Genomic DNA, 22,083 nt, shown 5'->3' with positions numbered 1-22,083 from the left:
CCATGAAACTCCAGTTCACCAAGATGCACGGCGCCGGCAACGACTTCGTCGTGTTCGACGGCATCCACCAGACCCTGAACCTGACGCCCGCGCAGTGGCGCGCGCTCGCCAACCGGCATTTCGGCGTGGGTGCCGACCAGATGCTGGTGGTCGAGAAGCCCACCCGCGACGACGTCGATTTCCGCTACCGTATCTTCAACGCCGACGGCAGCGAAGTGGAGCACTGCGGCAACGGTGCGCGCTGCTTCGTGCGCTTCGTCACGGACCACGGCCTGACCGACAAACGCTCGGTGCGCGTGCAGGTGATGAACGGCGTGATCACGCTGACGCTGCAGGACGACGGCCAGGTCACGGTCGACATGGGCGCGCCGGAACTCGAACCGGCGCGCGTGCCGTTCCGCCCCGACGGCCTGCCGACCCGGGCCGAAGGCCGCGATACCGTCTACGGGCTGGAAGTGAACGGCCGCACCGAATGGATCTCGGCCGTCTCGATGGGCAATCCGCACGCGGTACAGGTGGTGGACGACACCGAAACCTTCCCCGTACTGCAGGACGGCCCCATCATCGAGCACCACGCGAGCTTCCCGAACCGCGTCAACGCGGGCTTCATGCAAGTGCTGGCGCGCCATGAAATCCGCCTGCGCGTATTCGAGCGCGGCGCTGGCGAAACGCTTGCCTGCGGCACCGGCGCGTGCGCCGCCGTCGTGGCCGGCATCCGCCGCGGCCTGCTCGACTCGCCGGTGCTGGTGCACACCCACGGCGGCGACCTCACCATCGCCTGGGACGGCGAGGAACAACCGGTGCGCATGACCGGCCCCGCCACCACGGTCTTCGAGGGCAGCATTGACCTGGACCGCTTGCCTGCCTGACCATAGGGGCCTGCGGCCAGCCCCGGCCGCGCCCTCCATGGAGTGCCAATGGCAATGCCGCTTGCAGATTTCCGCATCACCTCGGGCAAGAACTTCAGCCTGGACGGCTTCAATGCCGACGCAAAGCCGCTGTCCAGCGGCGACAAGGCTGCCGACCAGGCCCGCCTGACCGAACTGAGCACCCATCTGGACGCGCAGCAGGACATCTTCTACGCCGAGCATCGGCGCAAGCTGCTGATCGTCCTGCAAGGCATGGACACCAGCGGCAAGGACGGCACCGTACGCGGGGTCTTCCGCAGCTTCGACCCCCTGGGCATTCGCGTCGTCAGCTTCAAATCCCCCACCGCCGAGGAACTCGCGCACGACTACCTGTGGCGCATCCACGCCCAGGTGCCCCGCGCCGGCGAGATCGTGGTGTTCAACCGCAGCCACTACGAAGACGTGCTGATCACGCGCGTGCACGATTGGATCGACGAGGCCGAATGCGAGCGCCGGTACAAGCAGTTGCGTGCGTTCGAGACCATGCTGATGGAAACCGGCACGACCATCGTCAAGTGCTTCCTGCATATTTCCAAGGACGAGCAGAAATCCCGGCTCGAGGCGCGATTGGCCGACCCGCAGAAGCACTGGAAGTTCGACCAGAAGGATCTGGAAGAGCGGCAGTACTGGAAGAACTACATGGCCGCCTATGAGGCCGCGATCGCGGCCACCAGCACGCCGGAAGCGCCCTGGTACATCGTGCCGGCGGACTCGAAGACGCATCGGAACCTGATGGTGGCGGAAATACTGGCCGAGGTGTTCGGCAAGCTGAAGCCGCAGTATCCGGCCGGCAAGCCGGAACTGGCGAAACTGAAAGTGGTATGAGGGCGTTGCCTGCTGGCGCGGCAGATCGACGTTGGGGTCGAGGCCGTGGGGAATGAAGGAAGTCAAAGGCACCCGTGCCTTTGACCTTGGCGTCAGGCTGATGGCTTCGCCACCGCCATCACATCGTGATGCCCGTTCCCCCGATGGATATCGTGCGTGATGAACGGCCGTTCGTGCGTCGGCATGGCCAGCCACTCCGGATGCTTCAGCGTCTCCCGGATGTCATCCAGCCCGCTGGTCCAATGCTCGTTCATGGTCAACAAGCCAAACTGGTAGTCCTTGGCATTGCCCTCGAACGTCTTGTCCCGGTAGATCAGCTGAATCACATTGCGGCGGGCATCGCAGGCGTACTCCGCCGCCTTCCGGTACCAGTCGTTGTCGCGCTGCGCCTGCGGCACCAGCGCCATCACCTCGCTCAGCATGCGCCGGTAATTCTGCTGCTCGCCCATGTAATCGGTAATGGTGCGCGTGCGGCTGGAATACTGGATGTCTTTCTGGCGCTCGGCCACGTCCAGCAGGTTGTGCGGCAGCTTGCCGCGCGCGCTCCACAGGTCCACCTGGAAGATCAGCGCATCGCGGCGCGGCTGGGCGGTCAGCACTTCGGACAGCGGCGTGTTGGACACCAGGCCGCCATCCCAGTAGAACTCGCCGTCGATCTCCACCGCGGGAAATCCCGGCGGCAGGGCGCCCGATGCCATGAAATGCTCGGCGCGCAGCTTGCGGCGGGTATTGTCGAAGTAGGCAAAATTGCCGGTCCGCACGTTGACCGCACCCACCGAAACCCGCATCTCCTGGTGCGCGGCGTTGATGCGGTCGAAATCGACGAAGCGCTCCAGCGTGGACTTGAGCGGGCCGGTGTCGTAGTAACTGGCGTTGGCGGGACCGGCATGGCGTTCGAGCAGGCTCGGCCAGGGCCGCGGCTGGAAGAATCCACGCTGGCCTTCGAAGACCGCGCGCGCCGCCTCGATGCCATCGAACCAGACCCGCAGCGGGTCGGGCCAGTGGGTAGCGCTCTCCGCCAGCAATTCATATGGCAGCAGGCTCGGCAGCCACGGCTGCTGGCAGATGTACTCCCAGAAGGCGCGCAATTGCTCGACCCTGCGCTCCGGCGCGTTGCCGGCGATCACCGCGGCATTGAGCGCGCCGATCGAGATGCCGGCCACCCAGTTCGGCTGGATGCCCGCCTCGACGAGGCCTTGCAGCACGCCCGCCTGATAGGAACCGAGCGCGCCGCCACCCTGCAGCACCAGCGCCCTCACCGTGTACTCGTGATGCACCGGCACCTTTTGGCCGGCGCCCAGCGCAGCGGGGTCGGGGGGAGCGCAACCGCCAGGGGGCAGGTAGTTCGGCTCCGGCTCCCCTGGCGCTTCGGGCTTGGGCGCCCGCCCTGCCGGGTCCGCCACTACGGCAGCCGCCTCGCCCGCCACGGCGGGTTTCGCCGCGCCCGCGCCGTTTTCCTGTGCCACTTTGTCCAGCTTCTGCCGACGTCCACCAGCCACGGCCTCTCCTTGCTTGTTGTGTTTGCCAAAGCGGCCGGCTGCGATGCCGGCCGTGCGGCGGGACGGTGGCGCCTCGCGCCACACTATGCCGCCGCTTACTGCATATACCAGCCGTGACTCACGATAAAGGACTGCCCGGTCAAGGCCGCCGATGGGAACGCGCACAGGAACAGCGCCGTCTGGGCCACGTCGTCCACGGTGGTGAAGACGCCGTCCACCGTGCCGCCCAGCATCACGCGGCGGATGACTTCCTCCTCGCTGATGCCCAGTTCCTTGGCCTGCTCGGGAATCTGCTTGTCCACCAGCGGCGTGCGCACGAAACCCGGGCAGATCACGTGCGAGCGCACGTTGTACTCGGCGCCTTCCTTGGCCAGCACGCGCGCCAGCCCGAGCAGCGCGTGCTTGGCGGCGACATAGGCGGATTTCAGCGGCGAAGCCTCGTGCGAATGGACCGAGCCCATATAGATCACGGTGCCGCCGCGCTTGTCCTGGTACATGTACTTGAGGGCCGCCTTGGTGGTCAGGAAGGCACCGTCGACGTGGATGGCCTGCATCTTCTTCCAGTCGGAGAAGGCGTAGTTCTGGATCGGGTTGACGATCTGGATGCCAGCGTTGGAAACCAGGATATCGATGCCGCCGAAGGCCTTGGCGACCTCGTCGGTGGCACTGTTGACGGCATCTTCATTGGTCACGTCCATCGCCACCGCGATGGCGCGCCCGCCGGCCGCCTCGATGTCGGCGGCGGCTTTCTGCGCTGCCTCGAGATTCAGGTCGGCGATGGCCACCGCCGCGCCTTCCCTGGCCAGCAAGTCAGCGATAGCCTTGCCGATGCCGCTGGCGGCGCCGGTAACGATGGCGGATTTTCCCTGGAGCTTCATGGACCTACCTCCTGTGCGGATGATTCGGTTGGACGGGTTGAGGGGTTGAGAGGTTGACCGGATGGACCGGCTGCATCGGAATGAGCGCGACCGATCGGAATCGGAGGCCGTTCAGGCCAGATAGTCGAACACCACCTCGCCCAGCGCGAGGGTGAGGTCGGCGACGTAATGCCTGGCGCCGAGCACTTCGAGCACCGGCAGGCTGGCCACCGGCGCCAGCGCATGGGGCGACAGCGATAGCGCGGCGGGACCGGTCCAGGCGCCTTTCATTTCCACGTCCTTGAGGAAGTAGCAGACCAGTTCGCAGATGCGCGGGCTGCCGTCCACGTGGGGAATGATCTTGAGCAGGTAGTTGGGCGTGGTGGCAAGCGCCAGGCCCAGCGCGTCCTTGTCCAGCTCGCGATGCTTGTACCCCATGGTGCCGGTGGCGATGCGCACCGGGCCGTAGTCGAGCGTGCCGACCAGGGTATCCGTATGGACGGCCAGCTGCGGCGAGGCGAGCTTCTTCGGAAAGCCCCATAGCTCGCGCCCGCCCGCCAGCGGCGGATGGTCGTCGAGGTACATGGCGTGGGTGTAGTTGCCGGGCTTGCCCTGGTAGGTGACGGGAATCACCTGGCCCGATTCGGTGTAATCGCCGAAGCCGGTGGAGTCCGGCATGCGGATGAACTCGTAGTTGACCACCGCGTCGGCGATCTCCAGCGGTTCCGGCACCACCGCGCGCAGCAGCGCCGGATCGGTGCGGTAGGTGATGATGAAGAATTCCCGGTGGATGAAGCGGTATGGCCCCATCGGATAGGCCGGACTGGTGAGCGGCATGGCGAATGCCTGCTCGCGGATCGTCTTGATGTCCATCGCCAGCTAACCTCCTGAAGAGATGCTGCGCCGCCTTGCCGGACGGCAAGGCGAATCGCTGGCGGCCGGGGAAAGCCCGGTAGGCCGGCCAGCGAGATCAGTCAGACCGGCGATTTTCCTGCGCGGTTCCCGCTTTCTGCTGCATTGCGGTAAACCTTTGCAAGCGGCAGGCAACAGATCCCAGACTATACGCCGTAGCGCTGCCGATAGGCAGCCACCGCCTCGCGCGAGCCGCCCAGCGCGGGATCCTGGGATGCGTCCAGGTAAGCCAGCAGGTCCTTCAGGCTGGCGATCGAGATGACCGGCACGCCATATTCGCGCTGCACGTCCTGCACTGCGGAATGCGTGCCCACCTGGTCGGCGGTGCCGCTCTTTTCCATCCGGTCGAGCGCGATCAGCACGGCCGCGGGTTCCGCGCCCGCCGCGCGGATCATCTGCATCGACTCGCGCACCGAGGTACCGGCCGAGATCACATCGTCGACGATCACGACCTTGCCCTTGAGCCTGGCGCCCACCAGGGTGCCGCCTTCGCCGTGGTCCTTGGCCTCCTTGCGGTTGTAGGCGAAGCCCACGTCGCGCCCCAGGCCGGACAGCGCCACCGCCGTGGCGGACGCCAGCGTGATGCCCTTGTAGGCCGGCCCGAACAGCACGTCGAAGTCCAAACCGGAGGCGAGCAGGGTTTTCGCATAGAATTGCGCCACCTGGCCCAGCATCGCGCCCTGGTTGAACAGGCCCGCGTTGAAGAAGTAGGGCGACTTGCGGCCGGCCTTGGTCACGAATTCGCCGAAGGACAGCACGCCAGCGTCCAGCGCGAAGCGGATGAAGGTCTGGCTCAAGTCACCAGCGCCGGGCTGCGGTGTCGTCTGCTGCGTCATCATTTCTCTCTGATTTCAAAATTTCCCGAGATGTTACGGATTATCAGCGCCAACCTCAACGGCATCCGCTCCGCGGCCAAGAAAGGCTTTTTCGAATGGATGGGCAAGCAGGACGCCGACATGGTCTGCGTCCAGGAGCTCAAGGCGCAGGCCACCGACATGACGGAAGCGTTCCTGGCGCCACATGGCTACCACGGCTACTTCCATTATGCGGAGAAAAAAGGCTACAGCGGTGTCGGCCTCTACACCCGGCACAAGCCGGAGCGCATCATCACCGGCTTCGGCGTCCCCGAGTTCGATAACGAGGGCCGTTATGTCGAAGTGCAATATCCGCATCTGGCCGTGATCTCGGTCTACGTGCCGTCGGGCTCCAGCGGCGAAGAACGCCAGCAGGCGAAATTCCGCTTCATGGAAGCCTTCCTGCCCCACCTGCTGCAGCTCAAGGCCAGCGGGCGCGAGATCGTGCTGTGCGGCGACGTCAATATCGCGCACAAGGAAATCGACATCAAGAACTGGAAGGGCAACCTGAAGAACTCGGGTTTCCTGCCGGAAGAGCGCAGCTGGATCGGCGAACTATTCGACCAGCACGGCTATGTGGACGTGTTCCGCAGGCTGGACCCCCGCCCCGAGCAATACACCTGGTGGAGCAACCGCGGCCAGGCTTATGCCAAGAACGTCGGGTGGCGCATCGATTACCACCTGACCACGGCGAAGATCGCGGAAACGGCGCGCGCCACCTCGATCTACAAGGACGAGAAGTTCAGCGACCACGCGCCGCTGTCGATCGACTACGACTTCCCGCTGTAGTGGAGTGGGTGCCGGGATGCGCCAGGCTACGCCGAACGCACCTCGTCCAGCAGCTCAGGGTGCCGCTCCAGCACCTTGAGCAGCTTGACCAGCGCCAGCGGCGGCCTGGTCTTGCCGGTCTCGTAGCGCGAGAAGGCATTGACGCCACCGCCGAAGATCTCGGCGGCCTCGCGCTGGTCCAGGCTCAGCTTCTTGCGCACGGCGATGATGAAGGCCGGATCGACGATCGCGGCGTTGACCTGCTTTTGGAATGCCACTGCCGCTTCGCCGTACCGGTCCGCTTGATCCGGATCCAGCACGATTTCCCCGCATGCCGGACAAAAGCCGCCCGAGACCGCGGGAACGATGACCGTTTCGCCCTTGTACGTATAAGGCACGTCGCGCGTGTCCTGCACCAGTTCCGCACCCCCGCATTCCGGACATTTCATGATTCCAGCTCCTTGAATGACACGACCAGCACGGCATCGGTGACCGTCAGTTTCAGATACAGTGCACCGGCGGCGGTCATCGGCCGGTAAACGTCCTGCCATACCTTGTGATCCGCGTAGGTCGTCATGCTCTTGTAAAAGTCGGCCGAAGTCAGCGAAGCAATGACGCCGATCACGTCGGCACTGTCGAATCCGAGCTTGCGACTGTAAACGGCAGCGGAGCTCGTCAGGCAAACTCGCCCTTCGATTGCCAAGGTCCTGACCACCGAGAGCCTACAGTGAGGTGTATGTTTCTCCATCAAATTTAACCTACTAGGTTATGAATGACAAGGGGATTTGCGCTGCACTGCGGCACGCTCCCTGCCACGTCCCGCCAACCTAGTTACAATGCTGGTTCCCGTCCGATTCCGGCATGGGACCTTTCGTATTTCCAAGTGAGTCCGCCATGGTTTTCAAAGTGTTCGTAGATGGTCAGGAAGGCACCACCGGTCTCCGGCTGCTCGACTATCTGTCCGGCCGTTCCGATGTGGAGCTGCTGCGTATCGCCGATGACAAGCGCAAGGATCCGGCCGAACGAGCACGCTTTCTGAATGCCGCCGACGTTGCTTTCCTGTGCCTGCCCGACGTTGCCTCGCGCGAGGCCGTGTCGCTGGTGACCAACCCCAACACCTGCGTGATCGACGCCAGTACGGCGTTCCGCACCACCGACAGCTGGGCCTACGGCCTGCCGGAACTGACCCGCGGCCAGCGCGAGAAGATCCGCACCAGCAAGCGCATCGCCGTGCCGGGCTGCCACGCCAGCGCCTTCGTGCTGGCCGTGCGTCCGCTGGTGGAAGCCGGCGTGATGCAGGCCGACTACCCGGTCTCGGCCTTCTCGCTGACCGGCTACAGCGGCGGCGGCAAGAAGATGATTGCCGAGTTCGAAGCCGGCGGTAACCCGAAGCTGGACAGCCCGCGCCCCTACTCGCTCGGCCTCGAGCACAAGCACCTGCCCGAGATGCGCGTGCAGACCGGGCTGGCGCAGGCGCCGATCTTCAACCCGATCGTCGGCAACTTCCTCAAGGGCCTGGCCGTGACGGTGCCGGTGTACCCGGATCGCCTGGCGCGCAAGGTCACGCCCGGGCAGATCGCCGATATCTACCGCAAGCACTACGAAGGCGAACAATTCGTGCGCGTGATGCCGGTGGGCGACGAAGCCAACCTGGACGGCGGCTTCTTCGACGTACAGGCCAGCAACGACACCAACCGCGTCGACCTGTTCGTGTTCGGTTCGGACGAACGCATCGTGCTGATGGCGCGTCTGGACAACCTGGGCAAGGGCGCTGCCGGCGCCGCGGTGCAATGCATGAACGTGCATGTGGGCGCGGACGAAGCGACCGGGCTGGCGATCTGATATCTGCAAGCCTGCCGCGCCAGCGGCAAACGAAAAAAGCCGGCCATTGAGAGAGCCGGCTTTTTTTTCGACGCGGCAAGGGCAACCCCGCCGCCGCCTTTACCGCTTCAGCGGCTTCTGCCGGTCGTCGTCGCCGCTATCCACCGGCGCGGCGCCCAGGTTGGCCATATTGGCCCGATAGGGCTGCAGCTTGGCGACGCTGGTATCGATGGCCCGCGCGTAAAGCGGCAGCACCTCGGGCATGTGCTTCTCGAGTTCGGCGATGCGGGTGCGGCCCGACGGGTGGGTGGAAAGGAACTCCGAGCCCGACTGCGCCGAGGCTTGCGATATCGCGCCCATCTTCTGCCACAGCGATACGGATGCGCGCGGGTCGTAGCCGGCGCGGGCCGCGATATCCATGCCGACCAGGTCGGCCTCGGTCTCGTCCGAGCGCGAGAAGCGCAGCGTGAGCAGTTGCGCCCCGGTGCCCAGGGCCATATTGCCCAGGTTGCCGAAGCCGAACAGCTGCGAAATCACGTTGGCGCCCAGATTGGTGATCTCGGACTTGGCGGCCCGCTCGCGCGCATGCTCCTGCAGCGCGTGGGCGATCTCGTGGCCCATTACCATGGCGACTTCATCGTCGGTCAGCTTGAGCTGGTCGAGCAGGCCGCTATAGAAGGCGATCTTGCCGCCCGGCATGCAAAAGGCATTTACCTGCCTGGAGTTGATCAGGTTGACCTCCCACTTCCATTGCTTCGCGCGTTCATTCCAGCGCGGGGTTTCCGGCAGGATGCGCTTGGCGATGGCGCGCAGGCGCAGCACCTGCGGATTGTTGTCGCCCAGCAGCGTGCGCTTGGACTGCGCCTCCTGCTTGAGCTGCTCGTACTCCTGCGAAGCCTGCTGCTCGATGACCTCGACCGGCACGATCTGGCGGACCGACGCCCCGCCGCGCTGCACGCGGATGCCGCCTTCATCCTGGTCCGGGACCTGCTGCTGCGCCTGCGCCGCGCCCATGCCCAGGGCGGCGGCCAGCGCCAGCGCGGCCAGCCGGCATGGCAACGTAATCCCGGTGCGCTGGTGGCGGCGCTGACAACGCTGGCGATCGGACATGGACAATTCCTTGGATGCTGTTTGCGGCAAGCAGGGGACGAAGAGGTTGCGTCAAAAAGATGCTGGCGCCGCGGCAGCGGCATCGCATCCCGCGAATCAGGTCGGGCGGGCACAAGCGGTAATGCAATAATACACGGCGCCTTGCCCCGCCCGATCGCCATCCTGATTCATGACCTTCCAAGACTATCTCGACATTTTCCGCAATCGCCGCATCGGCGCCATGCTCACGCTAGGCTTCGCTTCCGGGTTGCCGCTGGCGCTCACCTCCGGCACCTTGCAGGCATGGATGACGGTGGAAGGGCTGGATATCAAGACCATCGGTTTCTTCTCACTGGTGGGCCAGGCCTATATCTTCAAGTTCCTGTGGGCGCCGCTGATGGACCGCTACACGCCGCCGCTGCTGGGCCGGCGCCGTGGCTGGCTGCTGCTGACCCAGCTCGGCCTGGTGCTCGGCATCGCGGGCATGGCCTTCTGCCCGCCGCACGAGGCGCTGTGGACGCTGGCGGCGCTGGCCACGCTGGTGGCCTTCCTGTCGGCCTCCCAGGACATCGTGTTCGACGCCTACAGCACCGACGTACTGCGCGCGCCCGAGCGCGGGGTAGGGGCGGCGGTCAAGGTGTTGGGCTACCGGCTGGCGATGCTGGTGTCGGGCGGGCTGGCGCTGTGGCTGGCCGACCGCGTGATGGGCTGGCAGCAGATGTACATCCTGATGGCGGGCCTGATGGGCATCGGCATCTTCAGCCTGCTGTGGGTGCCGGAGGCGGAGTCTCCGGCGCGCACGCCGCGCTCCATGGAGGAGGCCATCCTTGGCCCGCTGCGCGACTTCTTCTCGCGCCCCGGCGCCTGGTGGCTGCTGCTGCTGATCGTGCTCTACAAGCTGGGCGATGCCTTTGCCGGCAGCCTGTCCACCACCTTCCTGATCCGCGGCGTGGGCTTCTCGGCCGGCGAGGTGGGGCTGGTCAACAAGACGCTGGGGCTGGCCGCCACCATCGTGGGCGCGCTGTTCGGCGGCACGCTGATGGTACGCCTGGGGCTGTACCGCTCGCTGATGCTGTTCGGCATCCTGCAGGCGGTGTCCAACCTGGGCTACTGGATCCTGGCGGTGACGCCGCAGCACCTGTGGACCATGGGCGCCACCATCGCGGTGGAAAACCTCTGCGGCGGCATGGGCACGGCGGCCTTTGTGGCGCTGCTGATGACGCTGTGCAACCGCTCCTTCTCCGCCACGCAATATGCGCTGCTGTCGGCGCTGGCGTCGGTCGGGCGCGTCTACGTGGGGCCGAGTTCGGGCTATCTGGTGGAGGCGTTCGGCTGGCCGGCCTTCTACCTCAGCACGGTGGTGGTGGCGCTGCCCGGCGTGGTGCTGCTCTGGGCCATGCGCCACACCGTCCACCGCTACGAGGCGCAAGCCCGCGCCGCGGCCTGACGCCTGGCCGCGCGCCTACTGCTTGTAGTAGACGATCTGGTGCGAGGTCGCGAGCAGTTCGCCCCGCGGGCTCCAGATCTGCGCGCTCTGGTCGAAGAAGCCCTGGCGGAACACCTGGGCCTGGGCGCTGCCCAGCACATGGCTGCCGCCCAGCGCGGCCAGCGTGGGCGCGTCGGCATGGAAATACGTGGTCAGCGAGACCGTCCCGGCCGGCACGAAGCCGGCGCGCTTGAGGAAGATGCGCGGGTAAAACGTGTCGCACCATGCCGCCACCGCGGCAAAGTCCGGTGTCCGCGCCGGCGCGTCGCGCAGCCAGAACTGCGTCAGGCTGTCCGGGTTCTCGGTGCCCGCCTCGACATTCGGCTTGGCGCCGCGCACCGGCCGCAATTCATAGGCGTCCAGCCAGCGCACCGGCGCGAACCCCGCCATCGGCGCGATGTCGCTGGCGGGCGGCACCTGCGGAAACACGGCCTCGCCGCAGTCCCAGGTCTCACGGCGCACCGCGAAGAAGGCGGTGGCGGTGGTCGCCACTTCGTCTCCCTGGCGCAGCTCGATGGACCAGTGCTGGGTGTTGCGGTTGGTGCGCACCGGACGCGCCTCGATCACGAACGGCCCTTCCACGATCGGGCCGGCAAAGTTGACGGTCAGCGCGGACGGATCGCCGAGCCGGGCCGGATGCTGCAGCACGGCCTGCAACAGCGTGGCCGCGGTGATGCCGCCGAACGGGCCGATCATGTTCCAGTAGGCCGGCGTGGTGCGGCCGTGGAACAGGTTGTCGCCTGCCGGCTCGAGCGCGAGCGCGTGATCGAAGGCATGGACGGACTGGCTGGCGGAGGGCGTGTTGGACATGATGGCTGAAGATCAAAAAAGTACGATCGTTCGATAATACGCCAAACCGCGACCGTGCGCCGGGTGCGTCAACCGGGCACCACTTCCAATCCGGCGCAGTCCGTCTCAGCCCCTGGCCGCGCGCCCCCGCCGCAGCGGATTCCAGCCCAGCTGGTTGCCGATCACCGCCAGCAGGATCAGCGCCATGCCCGCCAGCTGCAGCGGCGTGAGCACCACGCCGAACACCAGTACGTCGATCACAATGGCCACCAGCGGGTAGACAAAGGACAGCGTGGCGATCGACAGCACGTTGAGGCGCTGGAAGGCGCCGTACAACAGCGTGTACATCACCCCGGTATGCACCAGGCCCAATGCCAGCAGCGCGCCCCAGGTGCGTGCGCCGAAGGTCGCGGCGGCCGGGTGCGCCAGGGGGAACAGCAACACCACCCCCATCGCCATCTGCAAACCCGCGATCTGCCCGGCCGGAATCCCCTTGAGGCGGCGCGTGGCCATGGTGGTGACGGCGTACAGCAAGGCCGCCAGCATCGCCAGCCCGACCCCGGACAGCATGCCGCCATCCGCCCCGCCATGCTCCAACCCCGTGATCAGCACCACGCCGCCAAAGGCCAGCACCAGCCAGGCCAGCCGCCCGGGCGGGATGGCCTCGCGCTGGAACAGCGCCGCCAGCAGGAGCAGGAAGAAAGGCTGGGTGTGATAGACCACGGTGGACACCGAGATGCCGCTATAGGCATAGGCCGAAAACAGAGCCAGCCAGTTAAGGATCAGCGTGACGCCGCCGAGCGCCAGCCAGCCCCAGTCGCGAGCGCGCATGGGCCGCCAGCCCCGGCGCAGGGCCAGCGTGCCCAGCAGCGCCGCGCCGCCGAACAGGCAGCGGAAGAACACCACGTCGAGCGGCGGCTGCCCGCTGGTCACCACGAACCAGCCGATGGTGCCCGACAGGGCCATGGCGGCCACCATCCGCCACGCGCCGCCGCGCCGGGCGGGTTCGCTGGCCGGGGAGGCCGGGGTGCCGGCCTGCGCCGCGGCGGTACCTGCATTGATCGTCATGTCGTGTCTCCTGCACTGCTCACCGATGGACGTCATTGTTCCACCAATGCATCCAGATCAACAATCCATCCTCAGAGCAATTACTATTTGATCTCTGATCACGAATCCAGGAGACAGCGCCATGCCGGTCGCCCATCTGAATGCCATGGCGGTATTCGCCCGGGTGGTGGAATGCGGCAGCTTTTCGGCCGCCGCCCGCGAGCTCGGCATGACGCCTTCGGCGGTGAGCCGGCACGTGACGCGCCTGGAGGCGGCTATCGGCGGCAGCTTGCTGCAACGGACCACGCGCGCCTTCTCGCTGACCGAGCTGGGGCAGGCCGTGCATGCCGCCTGCGCGCGCATGGTGGCGGCCGCGCAAGAGGTGAACGCCCTGGCCGGCGACCACGGCGGCACGCCGCATGGCTTGCTGCGGGTCAGCGCGCCGGTGGCATTCGGGCAGGCCTGGCTGGCGCCGCGGCTGCCGGCCCTGCTGGACCGCTTCCCGGCGCTGGAGCTGCAGCTGACGCTGGCCGACCGCATGGTGGACCTGGTGGAGGAAGGCATCGACGTGGCCATCCGCATCGCGCGCGAACTGGCGCCGGGGCTGGCGGCGCGCCCAATCCGCGCGGTGCGCTACCGGCTGGTGGCGTCGCCCGGCTGGCTGGCGCGGCATGGCACGCCGCCGGCGCCGGCGGCGCTGGCGGACCATCGCTGTCTGTATCTTGGCTACGGCGCCTTCGGCGAACGCTGGAGCCTGCGGCACCAAGGCGACGGGCAGGCCGTGACGCTGCGCATCCCGCCGCGGGCCACGCTGAACAACAGCGCGGCCATCGTCGCCATGGCGCAGGCCGGCGGCGGCATCGGGCTGGTGCCCGACTTCTCGGCCACCGCGGCGCTGGCGTCAGGCAGCCTGGTGACCGTGCTGGACGACTGGGAAATCCTGGAACCCTATGTGGGTACCGCGTTCGCGGTCTATACGCCGACCCGCCACCTTGCGCCCAAGGTGCGCGCCTTCGTCGATCACCTGGTGGCGCAGGCCGAGTTGGAAAACGGCACGGCAGGCGGCTGAGGGAAGCCGGCCGCCGGGCTGGCGGCGGCCGGCTTCCCGCTCAGGTGGAACAGACGCGGTACACCGCCAGGCTGCCGCGCCAGTTCACCCCCCAGTTGACGGTCACGCCTTCGTGCATCACCACGCGATCGAGGATGCGCAGCCCGACCTTGGGCGCCAATGCCTCGAAATCGCTGATGGTCAGCACGCGCACGTTGGGCGTGTCATACCACTGGTAAGGCAGCGACTCCGACACCGGCATGCGTCCGCGAAACACCGACAGCCGGTGCGGCAGGTAGCCGAAGTTGGGGAAGGACACGATGCATTCGCGCCCCACCCGCAGCGTGTCGCGCAGCACCTGCGCGGTGTTGTGGATGGTCTGCAGCGTCTGCGACAGGATCACGGTATCGAAGCTCTTGTCCTCGAACAGCGCCAGGCCGCCTTCCAGGTTCTGCTGGATCACGTGGACGCCCTTCTCCACGCAGGCCAGCACGCCCTCGTCGCGGATCTCGATGCCGTAGGCCTGCACGTCGAGCTCGTCCTGCAGCACGCGCAGCAGGCTGCCGTCGCCGCAGCCCAGGTCGAGCACGGTGGAGTTGGGTTCGATCCAGCGCGCGATGGCGCGGAAGTCGGGGCGCAGCGCCAGGATATTGGGGTTGGCCGCGGCATTCATGCGCCTATCTCCTCGGCGATGCGTTCGTAGTAGGCGCGCATCAGGTTGTGATAGCGCGGGTCGTCCAGCAGGAAGGCGTCGTGGCCATGGGGCGCGTCGATCTCGGCGTAGCTGACCGGCCGCTTGTTGTCGAGCAGCGCCTTGACCAGTTCGCGGCTGCGGTTGGGCGCGAAGCGCCAGTCGGTGGTGAAGCTGGCCACCAGGAAGCTGGCCTGCGTCTGCGCCACCGCGCGCGTGAGGTCGCCGCCGAAGGCCAGCGCCGGATCGAAGTAATCGAGTGCGCGCGTGATCAGCAGATAGGTATTGGCGTCGAAGTACTCGGCGAACTTGTCGCCCTGGTAGCGCAGGTAGCTCTCCACCTGGAACTCGACATCGAAGGAGAAGCGGATATCGTCGGTCTTGAGCTCGCGGCCGAATTTCTCCGCCATGTCCTCGTCGGACAGGTAGGTGATATGGCCGATCATGCGCGCCACGCGCAACCCGCGCTTGGGCTTCACGCCATGCGCGTAGTAGTTGCCGCCGTGGAAGTCCGGGTCCGACAGGATGGCGCTGCGCGCCACCTCGTTGAAGGCGATGTTCTGCGCCGACAGCTTGGGCGTGGAGGCCACCACGATGCAGTGGCGCAGCCGCTGCGGATACATCAGGCTCCAGGCCACCGCCTGCATGCCGCCAAGGCTGCCGCCCATCACCGCGGCGAACTGGCCGATTCCGAAGGCATCGGCCACGCGCGCCTGGGCATTGACCCAGTCCTCGACAGTGACCACCGGAAACAGCGCGCCGTACGGCTGGCCGGTGGCGGGGTTGGGGCTCATCGGCCCGGTCGAGCCGAAACAGGAGCCGAGGTTGTTGACGCCGATGACGAAAAAGCGGTTGGTATCGAGGGGCTTGCCGGGGCCGACCATATTGTCCCACCAGCCCACGTCGCGCAGGTCGTGCGCATACACGCCGGCCACGTGGTGCGAGGCATTGAGCGCATGGCACACCAGCACGGCATTGGAGCGCGCGGCGTTGAGCGTGCCGTAGGTCTCGACCATCAGGTCGTAGTCGGCGAGCGAGGTGCCGTTGCGCAGCTTCAACGGCTCGGAGAAATGCATGCGCTGCGGCGTGACGATGCCGACCGAATCGGTCGGCAGGTCCAGCACGGCAGGAGGCGGAGCTACGTCTGTCATGGAATCGGCCCGTCGGCGAACGGGCATAAAAAAACCCGACCGGCATTGCTTGGACGTTGCATGCACATGGCATGAACGACGGCGCAGCCAAATCGGGTTTTGCACGGGCCTTGATTCCCGCGTGTCGGTGCCTTGCGTGGCAGGGAACCGACCCACCTCTTTAGCCGCATTTATATTGGCTGCCGGATTCCCCCAGGACAATACTTCAGGGGTTACCATGCCGCCGCGCGCCCGCAAGCCAGTCATCAAATCGGCGCGACCCGCTTATTATAGAGCAAACAAGAGCGCCGGCGGCGGCGCATCGCTGCATAGCCAATCCGGAACCGAGCCCTGCCTTGACGAAACCACCCAATATCCTGGTCATCGAAGACGAATCCGCGATCGCGGACACCATCCTCTATGCGCTCTCGACCGACGGCATGGCGGTCGAGCATTGCGCGCTTGGCGGCGCCGCGCTGGAACGCCTGCGGGCGCAGGCGCCCGACCTGGTGATCCTCGACGTCGGCCTGCCCGACATCAACGGCTTCGAGGTCTGCCGCACGCTGCGCACCTTCTCCGATGTGCCGGTCATCTTCCTCACCGCGCGCAACGAGGAGATCGACCGCATCGTCGGGCTGGAGATCGGCGCCGACGACTACGTGGTCAAGCCCTTCTCGCCGCGCGAACTGGCCGCGCGCGTGCGCGTGATCCTGCGGCGCACCGGCTTGCGCGCCGCCCAGCCGCCGGCGGCGCAGGCACCCGCCGGCGCGCCGGCGCAAGGCTTCACGCTGGACGCGGACGGTGCGCGCCTGGCCTGGCGCGGGCAATGGCTGGACCTCACCCGCTACGAATACCGGCTGCTGGCGCTGCTGCTGCGCCAGCCCGGGCGCATCTATTCGCGCGCGCAGCTGATGGAGCTGGTCTGGCACGACGCCATCGACACCATCGACCGCACCGTCGACACCCACATCAAGACCGTGCGCGCCAAGCTGCGCGCGCTCGACCCCGACTGCGACCCGATCCGCACGCATCGCGGCATGGGCTACTCGCTCGAGCCCTGAACCCTTCCCTCCCGCACCGGACCTACGGCCACACATGCATATCGGGCTTCGCATCTTCTTCGGCTTTTTCCTGATCGTCGGGCTGGCCGCCTTCCTCACGCTGCGGGTATTCGTGCAGGAGGTCAAGCCGGGCGTGCGCCAGGCCATGGAAGACACGCTGGTCGACACCGCGCACGTGCTGGCGGTGCTGGCCGCCGACGACATGAAGAACGGCCGCATCGCCAACGGCAGCTTCGCGCGGCGGCTGGCGCGGCTGCGCGGCGACAAGGTCGACGCCAATGTGTGGGGCATGCACAAGAATGCGGTGGGCTACCGCATCTACATCACCGACCAGCGCGGCATCGTGCGCTTCGATTCCGGCGAGGCCGCGGTCGGCGCCGACTACTCGCGCTGGAACGACGTCTACCGCACCCTGCGGGGCGAATACGGCGCGCGCAGCACGCGCAGCAACCCCGAAGACGACGCCAGCACGGTGATGCACGTGGCGGCGCCCATCCGCGACGGCGACAAGACCATCGGCGTGCTCACCGTGGCCAAGCCCAACGTGACCATGGCGCCCTTCATCGAACGCAGCCAGCGCAAGATCCTGCAGAGCGGCCTGCTGCTGATGGGCGGCGCCTTCGTGATCGGGCTGGTCTGCACGCTCTGGCTGGTGCACGGGCTGCGCCGCCTGCAGCGCTATGCGCGCGCGGTGGCCGCCGGCGAGCGCGCCGAGATGCCGCTGCGCGGTGCGAGCGAGCTGGCCGAGCTGGGCCGCTCGGTGGAAAGCATGCGGCTGCGGCTCGAGGACAAGCAGTATGTCGAACACTATATCCACACGCTCACGCATGAGATGAAGAGCCCGCTGGCGGCCATCAGCGGCGCCGCCGAACTGCTGCAGGAAGACATGCCCGCCGCCGACCGCAACCGCTTCGTCGCCAATATCCGGCGGCAGGCGCAACGGCTGGAGGAAATGATCCGCAAGCTGCTGGCGCTGGCGGCGCTGGAACAGCGGCAGAGCCTGGAGACCCACGAGCCGGTCGCGCTGGTACCGCTGATCGGGCAGCTGCTGCAGGAGCTGGAGCCGCGCGCGCGCCAGCGCGGGCTGGCCTTGCGCCTGCTGCCGCCGGCCCAGCCCGCGCCCATGGTGAAGGGCGACCGCTTCCTGCTGCACCAGGCACTGTCCAACCTGCTGGAGAACGCGCTCGATTTCGCCCCGGAAGCGAGCGTGGTGGAAATCGCCGTCGAGCGCCGCGGCGATCCCGCAGACACCATTGCCCTGCGGATCACCGATCACGGTCCCGGCATTCCCGACTATGCCCTGCCCCGCCTGTTCGAGCGTTTCTACTCGCTGCCGCGCCCCGGCGGGCAGGACAAGAGCACCGGCCTGGGCCTGTGCTTCGTGCGCGAGATCGCCACCCTGCATCACGGCGAGGTTGCGCTGGCCAACCGGGCCGAGGGCGGAGCCTGCGCCACGCTGACCCTGCCCGCGGCCTAGGGGCCTGGCGGCGTCGAAGCCAGCAGGGCGGCTTCACGTTCGCCACACACAGCCTTCACGCGGGCTTCCCCGGCACCTCACATGGCGGTCCTAAGCTGGCGGCATCGTGACTCCCGCGCGCCTGCCGCCATGAACCGAATCCTTCTCTGCAAGTCCGCCATCACCGCAGTGCTGATCCTGCTGATCCTGATCCCGCTGCACCTTGTCGGCAACGCGGTGCAAGACCGCAAGCATTTCCGCGAGGAAGCCGTGCACAGCGTCTGGCAGAGCTACGCCGGCCAGCAGACCCTGACCGGCCCGGTGCTGGTGCTGCCGTACAAGGAAATCCTGCGCGTGGCCGACAACAGCGACCCGAAGCGGCCCAATGCCACCGTGCTGCAGGCCGAGGCCCTGCAGGTGCTGGCCTTCCCCAAGACCCTGCGCATCAACGGGGAGGTAACGCCGAGCGAGCGCTACCGCGGCATCCACAAGGTGCTGGTGTACGAGATGCAGAGCCGCTGGCAGGGCACCATCGAACTGCCCGATCCGGGCGCGCTGCCGAAATCCGCGGGCCACGTCGGCTTTGAGGTGGGACAGCCCTATATCGCGATCGGCATCAGCGACACGCGCGGCCTGATGGCGGCGCCCACCTTCGAACTCGACGGCAAGCCGCTGAAGCTGGAGCAAGGCGTGCGGCTGAAGAGCCTGACGCAGGGCCTGCACGCAGAGATCGACCTGCCGCCCGTCAAGGCCGCGAAACCCGGCCTGGATGGCCGGTCCGCGCAGGCACAGCGCGTGGTGCCGTTCTCGCTGACCCTGCCGCTGCTCGGCGCGCAATCGCTGGCCTTTGCCCCGGTGGCCGACCAGAACGACATTGCGCTCACCTCCGCCTGGCGGCATCCGAGCTTCGACGGCGATTTCCTGCCGCGCACCCGCACCGTGGATGCGCAAGGCTTCCGCAGCAACTGGAGCGTGACCTCGTACAACACCAAGGTCCGCGGCCAGCTCGCGGGCACCGGCGACGGCATGCTGGAGACGGTTTCGGTGACGCTGATCGATCCGGTCAACATCTACCTGCAGGCGGAACGCGCGGTGAAGTACGGCGCGCTGTTCGTGCTGCTGACCTTCGCCGGCTTCTTTATGTTCGAGCTGGTCAAGCGGCTGCGCATCCATCCCATCCAGTACCTGCTGGTGGGCCTGGCGCTGGCGGTGTTCTTCCTGCTGCTGCTGAGCCTGTCGGAGCATATCGCCTTCGCGCTGGCCTACCTCGCCGCCAGCGCCGCCTGCATCGGGCTGCTGGGCTTCTACCTGTCCTTCGTGCTGCAGAGCTGGCGGCGCGGGCTGGCCTTCGCCGCGCTGCTGACCGTGCTGTATGGCGCGCTCTATGGCCTGCTGCTGTCGGAAGACAACGCGCTGATGCTGGGTTCGCTGCTGCTGTTCGTGATCCTGGCCGCCATCATGGTGATGACCCGGCGCATCGACTGGTACGCTGCGGGCGCCGCCTGGCAGCCGCTGCGCGACAAGTCCGCCGCCGACGCCCCCGCCGTGCAAAGCTGAGCCGGCAGCGCGCATCATGCCCACCTACCTCCACTGCGCTCCGCCGCTCGCCCTGGCCGCCGCGCTGGGCCGGCGCCGGGTACCGGCAAGCCTGATGCTGGCCGGCGTCGCCGCCAGCATCCTGCCCGATGCCGACATGCTCAACGTCTGGTATGCCGGCGTGCGCTACAGCAGCGTGCTGGGCCATCGCGGCCTGACCCATTCGATCGGCTTCGCGCTGGCGCTCGGGCTGCTGGCCGCGCTGGCGGCGCGGCGCTGCGGCTGGCGGCGCGGCATCGCCTTCCTGTTTATCGCCGCCAGCGCCGCCTCGCACCCGCTGCTGGACCTGCTGACCGACCGCGGCATCGGCACGGCGCTGTTCTATCCGCTGCTGGACCGGCGCGTGACCCTGCCGTGGCGGCCGCTGCCGCTGACCGGCGCGGGACTGTTCGGCACAGCCCGCCTGTGGCTGGAATGCCTGTGGATCGGGCTGCCGATGCTGACGCTGGCCACGCTCGGCGCCGCGCTGCGCCAGCGGCTCGATCGCAAGCAGCCGCTCCAGCAGGGTGCGGCCATGGCGACCGCGCGCGCCAGTGCGGATTGAAACCGCCATGACCACCCGCGCCACGCAGATGCCCGACCTGCTCGACACACTCGACCCGCGCCTTGGGCCGCCCGGCGGCCCAGGCCCCTCGCACAACCGGCTCGACCGCTTCCTGACCGCGCCGCGCCCTGGCCTCGCTCTGGCCGGCACCGCACGCGCGCTGTGCGAGTTCCTGGCCTTCGGCGTCAAGGAGGCCCGCTCCTGCCTGTTCGCGGGGCTGTTCTTCCTGGCCGTCTTCGCCGTGCCGCGCGGCGGCTGGCTGGGCATCCCGCGCTACGACCTGCTGCTGGCGGCAGCGCTCGGCATCCAGGCGGCGATGGTCTGGGCGCGGCTGGAAACGCTGGACGAACTCAAGGCCATCAGCCTGTTCCACGTAGTGGGCTTCGCGCTGGAGGTATTCAAGACGTCAGGCGGCATCCAGTCGTGGAGCTATCCGGACTTCGCCTACACCAAGGTGCTGGGCGTGCCGCTGTTCTCGGGCTTCATGTACGCGGCGGTGGGCAGCTACATCATCCAGGCCTGGCGCATCCTGGACGTGCGCGTGCGGCATCACCCGCCATACTGGATGGCGGGCCTGATGGCGGCGCTGGTGTACGCGAACTTCTTCACCCACCACTTTATCGGCGACTTCCGCTGGTACCTGGCCTGCGGCATCGCGGGGCTGTATGCGCGCGCCACCGTGCGCTTCCGGCCGCTGGACCGCGAGCGCGAGATGCCGCTGCTGCTGGCTTTCGTACTGATCGGCCTGTTCGTCTGGATCGCGGAGAACATCAGCACGTTCTTCGCGGTATGGCGCTACCCCAACCAGCTCGGCGCGTGGTCGGCGGTGCATGTGGGCAAATGGAGTTCGTGGTCGCTGCTGATCGTGATGACTTTCACCATCGTGGCCAACCTGAAGCACATCAAGGCCAGCATCCATGTGCCGGCGGCCTGATGCTGCCGGCAACGCCGCATCGGTGCTGAGCGCTTGCACTTGTGTCCCGGCTGGGAGGAAGGCCGGGGGAGAGGGAGTGACAACCCTCGGGCGCCGCAGGCCGCACTGGCGCATCCTGCCGGCTTCGGCCAGTGCCTCAGCTTTGCCGGCAGGCGCGATTAGCCCAGCAACACCCGCAACTGCGCGTCCGCGTTCTCGCTCGGCAGCTTGCGGAAGCCGCTCTTGGCATAGCGGTGCCACAGGCCCTGCACGGTCGCCACGATCAGCGCCGCGCGCACCGGCACGTCGGTGTCGGATGGGAAGGCGCCCTGGCTGATGGCGATCTTCAGGCACTGGCGCAGCGAGGCCTCGATGCGGTCCACTAGCTGGTTGATGCGCTCCTGCAGGCGATCGTGCTCGCCCACCAGTGCTTCACCGGTAAGCACACGCGTCATGCCGGGGTTTTTCTCGGCAAAGGACAGCAGCATGCGCACCACCGCGTGCGCCTGGCGCAGGCCATGCTCTTCCTGGGTGGTGATCTGGTTGATCAGGCCGAATACGGTCTGCTCGATAAAGCCGATCAGGCCCTCGAACATCTGCGCCTTGCTGGCGAAATGGCGGTACAGCGCCGCCTCTGAAACGCTGAGCTTGGCGGCCAGCGCCGCGGTGGTGATCTTTTCCCCGCGCGGCACTTCCAGCATCCCGGCCAGCGTCTGCAGGATCTGCACGCGCCTTTCGCCCGGACGCGGACGCTTGCGTGGCGGCGCCTCGTCGGCGTCCACGCCTGGC

Annotated in this window: 23 protein-coding genes; 11 read left to right on the top strand and 12 right to left on the bottom strand. The window is 67.1% G+C overall.

The window, feature by feature from the left end; genetic code table 11:
• The first annotated feature begins 2 nt into the window (after window positions 1-2).
• Both dapF and P3W85_RS25925 read left to right on the top strand, forming a co-directional pair.
• Complete coding sequence (gene dapF / locus P3W85_RS25930; RefSeq protein ID WP_276266854.1) at window positions 3-869, top strand: diaminopimelate epimerase; 867 nt, start codon at window positions 3-5, stop codon at window positions 867-869.
• A 54-nt stretch (window positions 870-923) separates the two neighbouring features.
• Window positions 924-1,733, top strand: coding sequence for a polyphosphate kinase 2 family protein (locus P3W85_RS25925; protein ID WP_035819227.1), 810 nt, complete (start codon window positions 924-926; stop codon window positions 1,731-1,733).
• A gap of 92 nt (window positions 1,734-1,825) precedes the next feature.
• Here the strand turns inward: P3W85_RS25925 and P3W85_RS25920 are convergent, their stop codons facing one another.
• The 4 genes from P3W85_RS25920 to pyrE form a co-directional block, all read right to left on the bottom strand.
• A complete protein-coding gene (locus P3W85_RS25920; protein ID WP_430869619.1) occupies window positions 1,826-3,136 on the bottom strand; it encodes a DUF3734 domain-containing protein in 1,311 nt (436 codons plus the stop codon).
• Between the two features lie 191 nt (window positions 3,137-3,327).
• Entirely contained in the window at window positions 3,328-4,110 is a 783-nt protein-coding gene (locus tag P3W85_RS25915) for a 3-hydroxybutyrate dehydrogenase (RefSeq protein ID WP_017231313.1), read from the bottom strand.
• Window positions 4,111-4,221: 111 nt separating this feature from the next.
• Window positions 4,222-4,962: an acetoacetate decarboxylase gene (locus tag P3W85_RS25910; RefSeq protein ID WP_017231312.1), complete on the bottom strand. Its 741-nt coding sequence runs from the start codon at window positions 4,960-4,962 to the stop codon at window positions 4,222-4,224.
• A 185-nt stretch (window positions 4,963-5,147) separates the two neighbouring features.
• A complete protein-coding gene (gene pyrE / locus P3W85_RS25905; RefSeq protein ID WP_035819221.1) occupies window positions 5,148-5,837 on the bottom strand; it encodes an orotate phosphoribosyltransferase in 690 nt (229 codons plus the stop codon).
• A gap of 30 nt (window positions 5,838-5,867) precedes the next feature.
• Between pyrE and P3W85_RS25900 the strand changes: the two genes are divergently transcribed.
• Window positions 5,868-6,644, top strand: coding sequence for an exodeoxyribonuclease III (locus tag P3W85_RS25900; RefSeq protein ID WP_276266853.1), 777 nt, complete (start codon window positions 5,868-5,870; stop codon window positions 6,642-6,644).
• Window positions 6,645-6,670: 26 nt separating this feature from the next.
• Here P3W85_RS25900 and P3W85_RS25895 read toward each other — a convergent pair whose 3' ends face one another.
• A complete protein-coding gene (locus tag P3W85_RS25895; RefSeq protein WP_276266852.1) occupies window positions 6,671-7,072 on the bottom strand; it encodes a type II toxin-antitoxin system MqsA family antitoxin in 402 nt (133 codons plus the stop codon).
• Window positions 7,069-7,371 carry a type II toxin-antitoxin system MqsR family toxin gene (locus P3W85_RS25890; RefSeq protein WP_276266851.1) on the bottom strand — a complete coding sequence of 101 codons (303 nt, stop codon included), beginning with the start codon at window positions 7,369-7,371 and terminating at the stop codon, window positions 7,069-7,071. The genes P3W85_RS25895 and P3W85_RS25890 overlap by 4 nt, the downstream gene beginning before the upstream one ends.
• Before the next feature lie 146 nt (window positions 7,372-7,517).
• Between P3W85_RS25890 and argC the strand changes: the two genes are divergently transcribed.
• Window positions 7,518-8,465, top strand: coding sequence for an N-acetyl-gamma-glutamyl-phosphate reductase (argC, locus tag P3W85_RS25885; RefSeq protein ID WP_017231307.1), 948 nt, complete (start codon window positions 7,518-7,520; stop codon window positions 8,463-8,465).
• Window positions 8,466-8,564: 99 nt separating this feature from the next.
• Here the strand turns inward: argC and P3W85_RS25880 are convergent, their stop codons facing one another.
• Window positions 8,565-9,458: a M48 family metallopeptidase gene (locus tag P3W85_RS25880; RefSeq protein WP_276266856.1), complete on the bottom strand. Its 894-nt coding sequence runs from the start codon at window positions 9,456-9,458 to the stop codon at window positions 8,565-8,567.
• A 265-nt stretch (window positions 9,459-9,723) separates the two neighbouring features.
• Here P3W85_RS25880 and P3W85_RS25875 point away from each other — a divergent pair, with 265 nt between their 5' ends.
• Window positions 9,724-10,980: a muropeptide transporter gene (locus P3W85_RS25875; RefSeq protein WP_276266850.1), complete on the top strand. Its 1,257-nt coding sequence runs from the start codon at window positions 9,724-9,726 to the stop codon at window positions 10,978-10,980.
• A 15-nt stretch (window positions 10,981-10,995) separates the two neighbouring features.
• Here P3W85_RS25875 and P3W85_RS25870 read toward each other — a convergent pair whose 3' ends face one another.
• Complete coding sequence (locus P3W85_RS25870) at window positions 10,996-11,829, bottom strand: acyl-CoA thioesterase (RefSeq protein WP_276266849.1); 834 nt, start codon at window positions 11,827-11,829, stop codon at window positions 10,996-10,998.
• Between the two features lie 105 nt (window positions 11,830-11,934).
• Window positions 11,935-12,786 carry a DMT family transporter gene (locus P3W85_RS25865; RefSeq protein ID WP_276266855.1) on the bottom strand — a complete coding sequence of 284 codons (852 nt, stop codon included), beginning with the start codon at window positions 12,784-12,786 and terminating at the stop codon, window positions 11,935-11,937.
• 211 nt (window positions 12,787-12,997) lie between these two features.
• On the opposite strand from P3W85_RS25865, the gene P3W85_RS25860 reads away from it, so the two are divergent.
• Window positions 12,998-13,924 (top strand): LysR family transcriptional regulator, encoded by a 927-nt coding sequence (locus P3W85_RS25860; protein WP_276266848.1) that lies wholly within the window; start codon window positions 12,998-13,000, stop codon window positions 13,922-13,924.
• Window positions 13,925-13,964: 40 nt separating this feature from the next.
• On the opposite strand, the gene metW is transcribed toward P3W85_RS25860, so the two are convergent.
• On the bottom strand, window positions 13,965-14,576 hold the full coding sequence (gene metW, locus P3W85_RS25855; RefSeq protein ID WP_017225260.1) for a methionine biosynthesis protein MetW: 612 nt from the start codon (window positions 14,574-14,576) through the stop codon (window positions 13,965-13,967).
• Window positions 14,573-15,745 (bottom strand): homoserine O-succinyltransferase MetX, encoded by a 1,173-nt coding sequence (gene metX, locus P3W85_RS25850; RefSeq protein WP_035807871.1) that lies wholly within the window; start codon window positions 15,743-15,745, stop codon window positions 14,573-14,575. The genes metW and metX overlap by 4 nt, the downstream gene beginning before the upstream one ends.
• Before the next feature lie 335 nt (window positions 15,746-16,080).
• On the opposite strand from metX, the gene creB reads away from it, so the two are divergent.
• The 5 genes from creB (at window position 16,081) to P3W85_RS25825 (ending at window position 21,315) form a co-directional block, all read left to right on the top strand.
• The gene (gene creB, locus P3W85_RS25845) at window positions 16,081-16,785 is read left to right on the top strand and encodes a two-component system response regulator CreB (protein WP_276266847.1); all 705 of its coding nucleotides are present in this window, start codon (window positions 16,081-16,083) and stop codon (window positions 16,783-16,785) included.
• Between the two features lie 34 nt (window positions 16,786-16,819).
• Window positions 16,820-18,262 (top strand): two-component system sensor histidine kinase CreC, encoded by a 1,443-nt coding sequence (creC, locus tag P3W85_RS25840; RefSeq protein ID WP_276266846.1) that lies wholly within the window; start codon window positions 16,820-16,822, stop codon window positions 18,260-18,262.
• 129 nt (window positions 18,263-18,391) lie between these two features.
• On the top strand, window positions 18,392-19,798 hold the full coding sequence (gene creD, locus P3W85_RS25835) for a cell envelope integrity protein CreD (protein ID WP_276266845.1): 1,407 nt from the start codon (window positions 18,392-18,394) through the stop codon (window positions 19,796-19,798).
• A gap of 16 nt (window positions 19,799-19,814) precedes the next feature.
• Window positions 19,815-20,381 (top strand): metal-dependent hydrolase, encoded by a 567-nt coding sequence (locus tag P3W85_RS25830; protein ID WP_276266844.1) that lies wholly within the window; start codon window positions 19,815-19,817, stop codon window positions 20,379-20,381.
• A gap of 112 nt (window positions 20,382-20,493) precedes the next feature.
• Window positions 20,494-21,315 (top strand): DUF817 domain-containing protein, encoded by an 822-nt coding sequence (locus P3W85_RS25825; RefSeq protein WP_035809173.1) that lies wholly within the window; start codon window positions 20,494-20,496, stop codon window positions 21,313-21,315.
• 158 nt (window positions 21,316-21,473) lie between these two features.
• Here the strand turns inward: P3W85_RS25825 and slmA are convergent, their stop codons facing one another.
• Complete coding sequence (gene slmA, locus P3W85_RS25820) at window positions 21,474-22,076, bottom strand: nucleoid occlusion factor SlmA (RefSeq protein WP_063637357.1); 603 nt, start codon at window positions 22,074-22,076, stop codon at window positions 21,474-21,476.
• Window positions 22,077-22,083: the final 7 nt, after the last annotated feature.

It is taken from the genome of Cupriavidus basilensis, from assembly GCF_029335485.1.
Classification (GTDB): Bacteria; Pseudomonadota; Gammaproteobacteria; order Burkholderiales; family Burkholderiaceae; genus Cupriavidus; species Cupriavidus basilensis_E.
This window is presented reverse-complemented; position numbering and strand designations above follow the sequence as displayed.

Coding starts and splice junctions, on each gene's coding strand:
- P3W85_RS25880 (WP_276266856.1), bottom strand. CDS start 9,458: ATGGGCGCGGCGCAGGCGCAGCAGCAGGTCCCGGACCAGGATGAAGGC.
- creC (WP_276266846.1), top strand. CDS start 16,820: ATGCATATCGGGCTTCGCATCTTCTTCGGCTTTTTCCTGATCGTCGGG.
- P3W85_RS25910 (WP_017231312.1), bottom strand. CDS start 4,962: ATGGACATCAAGACGATCCGCGAGCAGGCATTCGCCATGCCGCTCACC.
- metW (WP_017225260.1), bottom strand. CDS start 14,576: ATGAATGCCGCGGCCAACCCCAATATCCTGGCGCTGCGCCCCGACTTC.
- P3W85_RS25865 (WP_276266855.1), bottom strand. CDS start 12,786: ATGGTGGCCGCCATGGCCCTGTCGGGCACCATCGGCTGGTTCGTGGTG.
- P3W85_RS25915 (WP_017231313.1), bottom strand. CDS start 4,110: ATGAAGCTCCAGGGAAAATCCGCCATCGTTACCGGCGCCGCCAGCGGC.
- P3W85_RS25925 (WP_035819227.1), top strand. CDS start 924: ATGCCGCTTGCAGATTTCCGCATCACCTCGGGCAAGAACTTCAGCCTG.
- argC (WP_017231307.1), top strand. CDS start 7,518: ATGGTTTTCAAAGTGTTCGTAGATGGTCAGGAAGGCACCACCGGTCTC.
- P3W85_RS25860 (WP_276266848.1), top strand. CDS start 12,998: ATGCCGGTCGCCCATCTGAATGCCATGGCGGTATTCGCCCGGGTGGTG.
- P3W85_RS25870 (WP_276266849.1), bottom strand. CDS start 11,829: ATGTCCAACACGCCCTCCGCCAGCCAGTCCGTCCATGCCTTCGATCAC.
- P3W85_RS25890 (WP_276266851.1), bottom strand. CDS start 7,371: ATGGAGAAACATACACCTCACTGTAGGCTCTCGGTGGTCAGGACCTTG.
- P3W85_RS25900 (WP_276266853.1), top strand. CDS start 5,868: ATGTTACGGATTATCAGCGCCAACCTCAACGGCATCCGCTCCGCGGCC.
- metX (WP_035807871.1), bottom strand. CDS start 15,745: ATGACAGACGTAGCTCCGCCTCCTGCCGTGCTGGACCTGCCGACCGAT.
- P3W85_RS25830 (WP_276266844.1), top strand. CDS start 19,815: ATGCCCACCTACCTCCACTGCGCTCCGCCGCTCGCCCTGGCCGCCGCG.
- P3W85_RS25875 (WP_276266850.1), top strand. CDS start 9,724: ATGACCTTCCAAGACTATCTCGACATTTTCCGCAATCGCCGCATCGGC.
- P3W85_RS25895 (WP_276266852.1), bottom strand. CDS start 7,072: ATGAAATGTCCGGAATGCGGGGGTGCGGAACTGGTGCAGGACACGCGC.
- creD (WP_276266845.1), top strand. CDS start 18,392: ATGAACCGAATCCTTCTCTGCAAGTCCGCCATCACCGCAGTGCTGATC.
- pyrE (WP_035819221.1), bottom strand. CDS start 5,837: ATGACGCAGCAGACGACACCGCAGCCCGGCGCTGGTGACTTGAGCCAG.
- dapF (WP_276266854.1), top strand. CDS start 3: ATGAAACTCCAGTTCACCAAGATGCACGGCGCCGGCAACGACTTCGTC.